The organism is Rhizobium sp. TBD182, from assembly GCF_001950375.1.
GTDB lineage: Bacteria > Pseudomonadota > Alphaproteobacteria > Rhizobiales > Rhizobiaceae > Agrobacterium > Agrobacterium tumefaciens.
In genome coordinates, this window is the sequence record NZ_BDLN01000011.1 from 1 (window position 1) to 4,686 (window position 4,686).

Sequence of the window (4,686 nt, forward strand, 5' to 3'; positions counted from 1 at the left end):
TCGACAACCGGCGCCAAATCGCATCGTATGCAGGCCTTGCCCCCTCCCCCTGGCAAAGCGGTAACGTCAATCGCGAGCAGGGCGTGTCAAAAGCCGGAAATCCACGTCTAAGAGCAACCATGGTCGAGCTCGCATGGCTGTGGTTACGGCACCAACCGGCCTCAACGCTATCTTGCTGGTTTAAGAAGCGTATCGCACAAAACGGCGGCCGTTTGAAAAAGCCGATGATTGTGGCACTGGCTCGCAAGCTGCTCGTTGCGCTGTGGAAATACGTGAGCTCCGGCGTCGTGATCGAAGGTGCAATCATGAAAACTCCCTGAGGCGGGAAGTGCCTGTGATACGAGAATTCAAATCCTCAGGGTGTGATCAGCCCTGACGGATCCAGGTGAACGGACCGGGATTCCGTTTGGCTAAGAGCCGGTCTTGAGATCGGTCCCGTTCTCCTGAGCCCGCGCCCGCGAAAGCGGGAAATTGGTGCTGCCGTTTGGAGCGGCGACCGTATGTGAGGTTGTACAGGCTCGATAGCGAGCCGGTAAAGCGATGGGCTCGGACCATGGATCCGCTAAAAAAGGACGCTTTGTGATGACAACAAAATGAACCGTTGACAAAAAACCTGATGTGAACGGATTCGAACCGTCAATCACGCGCCGTGGATTGGCTAAGCACTTGTAACACAATTCATTCACACTCGCTGGCGCCGCCCTAGCTTGGTTTTGCTGGCTAATCGAAACGATGCGCACCGAAAGAGTAATCGACCGAACGGCGGTATAGCTAAGGTCGCCAAGTTGCTGAGAAATCAGCGCGGAGACGGAGAGGAAGGTGCTACGGATAACGCTGGCTTGTGATCGCACACCGCTTTCAAAAGCGAGATTGTCGTCGTTTGAGCAGTTCTCGAGATTTCCGCATATCCTTTTCTATACTGAAGCTTCCCCATGACTGTGCTAGCGAGGCCTGCATCCATTCTCTCGGCGACGGCCAATGCAGCGGCGGCTCTGGTCTTGAATGGCAGGAGAGCTTCGAGAACGTATCCATCGCCGAGTGCCTTGGCGGTGCACGCGATGTCGAACATGTCACGTGGCTGAAGAGAGGATCCTCGATAGTGAACCTTCTTCGCGATGATTTCGCCCGGAGTCTCAAGGTCAACTTCAATTCCACGTACTGCGACACGGGATGTGGGATCGTTGGTCAGACTTGGAGCGCAAATGAAGTCGATTTCACCGATGCCCGCGAACACGATTTTCAACGCACGCGTCCCGTCCGAAACATATTCATCTGGATTCACCTGCAGGGTATAGCCCTGTGTTGTCGGGTTCAGATATGGGAGGACCTGCGGATCATTGACGAAAATGTCGATGTCGAAGCTTTCACGATGGTTTATCTGGAGCATAAGGGCGGTGCCACCGCCGAAAGTCCAGCTATCGAGGGGTTTGAAAGAATAGTTCGCCTGATTGATAATTGACACAGCTTGGTCGAAAAGGCTTTCCCATTGGCTCATCAGGACAGCCCTCAAGCGGCTAGGGCGAGGGGATATCCAGCCAGCTGCGAGAATTTCTGGGCAATCTCGGATGCGGTGCCGTGGTCGATTTCCATCTCATCCAGAAACTGGTGCTGGAGCTCGGCTTTCACTTCGGAATAGAATGAGAATGCGGAAGCATCGAAATTCTCAACGCTCGCAAAATCCGAAATCTTCGAAGCGAGTTGCTCAGCCGAAAGGTTCGTCCCGTAAGGGGCGTTCACCGTCGACAGTACTTTAATCGCCACGCTAGACATCGTTGTCACCACCAGTTTTCAATAAGCTATGTAATACATACCCGCCAAAAACGCAAGAAACACAGCAGACGCAGGCATGCCACAGCAATTAATCCGGCTTATTACAGTTCTTGTGACAAGAGCAGATGAAGCTGCGGCGTTGTTCGTCCCGGTGCATGTCTACCACACCGGGAAGAGACATTTTGCGGCTCAGAGGCCAGCGCGCGCGAGGCCATGCTCGACCAGCCGATCGATGACATCAGGATAGCTGACGCCGCTTGCCGCCATCGCCTTCGCATACATGCTGATATCGGTGAATCCGGGAATGGTGTTCACCTCGTTGACCAAAAAACCCATGTTCTCGGTCAGGAAGAAATCGACGCGTGCCATACCGTCGCAACCGAGCGCCCGGAAGGCCAGCGCTGCCGTCTCGCGGATCTTCGTCTCGACCTCTGGCGGAAGCTCCGCCGGAACCCTAAGCGCCGCGCCATCCTCGTCGACATATTTCGCATCGTAGCTATAGAAGCCGTGGCTGTCGGCCGGGATTATCTCACCCGGGCGGGAAACGAACAGGCCGCCCTTGGTGTCCTCAAGCACGCTGCACTCAATCTCGCGGCCGCGGATGAATTCTTCGGCAAGCAGCTTTCGGTCATGTTTGAAGGCTTCCGCGAGAGCGGGCGCAAGTTCCTGACTGCCGGAAACCTTGCGCACCCCGACCGACGATCCCTGACGCGTCGGCTTGATGAACAGCGGTAATCCCAACACGCTCTCAAGCGCGTCGAAGGACGGCGCCCGATCCGCATGCACGGTCACAGCCCGCGCCACCGGCAGCCCCGCCGCCCGCAGCAGCTGCTTGGCGATATCCTTGTCAAGCGCCGTCGCCGAACCCAGGATGCCGCAGCCGACCAGCGGCACCCGGGCCACTTCCGCCAGCCCCTGCACCGAACCGTCTTCGCCGAAAATGCCGTGCAGCACAGGGAAAAGGATATCGATCTTCCCGGCATCGCTCATCTTGTCTCCATCGATGGCGATCATCCGACCGAGCCCACCGGGCACCAGCGCGATTTCGGTGCCGCTTGCCGGCCTGGCGAGGACGCTATTTTCGAAACGGCTGAGCAGCCACTGGCCTTCCCGCGTCACGAAGATCGGCACGGCCTCATATTTCGAAGGCTCCAGCGCCCCCATGACATTCGTCGCCGACATGACGGAGACGTCATGTTCGGCCGAGCGGCCGCCGAAAAGCACAGCGATACGCAGCCTGCCGCGGGAAGATGTCATGAAAACCTCCAAAGATCTGGTGTCGAAATAAATGTCAGAGGCCTACCGCGATGCCGCGATTGGCAAAGAAGCGGTCGAAGACGGCAAGCGGCAGCGTCACATCCGCCTGACTCGCGGCGTCATGGCCAGATGGATTGTGGAAACGGATCGTCTCAGCCGAAGCTGCCGTCACCAGAACGAGGTGCCCGCCTTTTGAGGCCGGCATGCGCTCCGGCCAGCGGATGCCACTATTGACCGAGGCGATGAAGAACGGGCGATCGGCCAGCAGCTCGGGAATGCTCTCTGTTTCAACGCCCGTCACCGTCTGCGCCGAGAGCCTGAAGCGCTGGCGCACGTAGGTCACGAAGGGCGCGTAGATCAGCCCCTTGATCGAGGCGTCGACATCGTTGACGACATAGCCGCCATAGGCGGTGCAGGCACGTGCGAGAGCAAGCGTCGGATGCATGTCGCCGCGCGCTGCCAGGATCATCTTCAGGCAGGCCATGCCGCAGACATTGACCGCCCAGCGCGCGTATTCCTCGATCGACTCAGCGCCCGACTGCCGCCAGAGCGGATCGCGCAGCAGCGCCGCCGACCCTTCTGCAAGCACGGACAAGGTCATATCCGGTGTTTCCCACTGGCTAAAATAGGGCACGGCCTCTAACGATGGGGGCATAGCAAAAATCTCCTACGTAGTATACTCGTATACGAGATTCACTGAAGTGATCAAGATGATTGCTGTGTCGGAAAAGGTTGGGGCATGGACGATTTCGCCGCAGTAAATGTTGAAGCCATTCGGCCGGAGACCGTGGCGGATCGTATCGCAAGGGTTCTCAGGGAAGCGATTTCCGGCGGAGAGCTTCGCGGTGGCGTCGCGCTGCGGCAAGACGAGCTGGCCGCGCGATTTGGTTTCAGCCGCATGCCTGTGCGTGATGCCTTGAGGCTTCTGGAAAGCGAGGGCCTCGTAACCATTCACCCGACCAAGGGCGCTTTCGTGGCAAGAATGGATGCCAAGGAGATTGCGGAGATCTATTCCATTCGCTCACTATTGGAGACGGAAGCCCTGCGCCTGTCATGTGCTGGGTTAACGACGGCCGATCTGGACAGGGCTGCAACGCTTCTCGTACAGATCGACGCTGAGATGGATGTGGGACGTTGGGGGACGCTGAATAAGCAGTTCCACATGACACTTTACGGTGCCTGCCAAAATGAGCGGCTTATCGGCCTCATTGCTACCCACCATGATGCAGCCGACCGCTATGTGAGGGTGTTGCTTTCAAGCCTGGACTATGAGCAGCAATCGCAAAACGAGCACCGCGCTCTGCTAAAAGCTTGCGGAGATCGGAAGATCGATGCTGCAATTGCAATCCTGCAGGATCATCTGCTCGAAGGAAGTCGCAAGCTGAGCACGGCCGCCCAGTCGAGCTAAGGCCGCTCGTCGATTTAGTTGTGGCCATGCCTTGGGCGGCAACGAACGGGGGCCCGGCGTCAGCTTTCTGACCGAGACAAGCGGAGGACTTTTGTCCTGGTATGTGTCGCGAGACGGTGAGAGTCATATTTCGCCTTGAAAGGATGTGAACCGTCGATCCACCAATTTGGCCGAGCCTGACACGCGGTTATGGCCAAGCTTTGACATGCACAAAACCGGTGCATGAGCTGCGGTTTGAACCAATGCGGCCT

At 57.4% G+C, this 4,686-nt stretch carries 6 protein-coding genes; 2 read left to right on the plus strand and 4 right to left on the minus strand.

Annotated elements, in window-relative coordinates; all coding sequences use genetic code 11:
• On the plus strand, positions 1-320 hold a 320-nt coding region (locus T18_RS23380; protein WP_139322528.1), incomplete at its 5' end, for a transposase.
• A gap of 476 nt (positions 321-796) precedes the next feature.
• Here T18_RS23380 and T18_RS23390 read toward each other — a convergent pair.
• The 4 genes from T18_RS23390 to T18_RS23405 form a co-directional block, all read right to left on the minus strand.
• The gene (locus tag T18_RS23390; RefSeq protein WP_038496486.1) at positions 797-1,495 is read right to left on the minus strand and encodes a nucleotidyl transferase AbiEii/AbiGii toxin family protein; all 699 of its coding nucleotides are present in this window, start codon (positions 1,493-1,495) and stop codon (positions 797-799) included.
• Positions 1,496-1,506: 11 nt separating this feature from the next.
• Positions 1,507-1,770, minus strand: coding sequence for a hypothetical protein (locus T18_RS23395; protein ID WP_013637284.1), 264 nt, complete (start codon positions 1,768-1,770; stop codon positions 1,507-1,509).
• Between the two features lie 189 nt (positions 1,771-1,959).
• Positions 1,960-3,027 carry a D-alanine--D-alanine ligase family protein gene (locus tag T18_RS23400; RefSeq protein WP_038496482.1) on the minus strand — a complete coding sequence of 356 codons (1,068 nt, stop codon included), beginning with the start codon at positions 3,025-3,027 and terminating at the stop codon, positions 1,960-1,962.
• A gap of 34 nt (positions 3,028-3,061) precedes the next feature.
• A complete protein-coding gene (locus T18_RS23405) occupies positions 3,062-3,682 on the minus strand; it encodes a C39 family peptidase (protein WP_038496479.1) in 621 nt (206 codons plus the stop codon).
• Positions 3,683-3,766: 84 nt separating this feature from the next.
• On the opposite strand from T18_RS23405, the gene T18_RS23410 reads away from it, so the two are divergent.
• Positions 3,767-4,435, plus strand: coding sequence for a GntR family transcriptional regulator (locus tag T18_RS23410; RefSeq protein WP_038496476.1), 669 nt, complete (start codon positions 3,767-3,769; stop codon positions 4,433-4,435).
• The last annotated feature ends 251 nt before the right edge of the window (positions 4,436-4,686 follow it).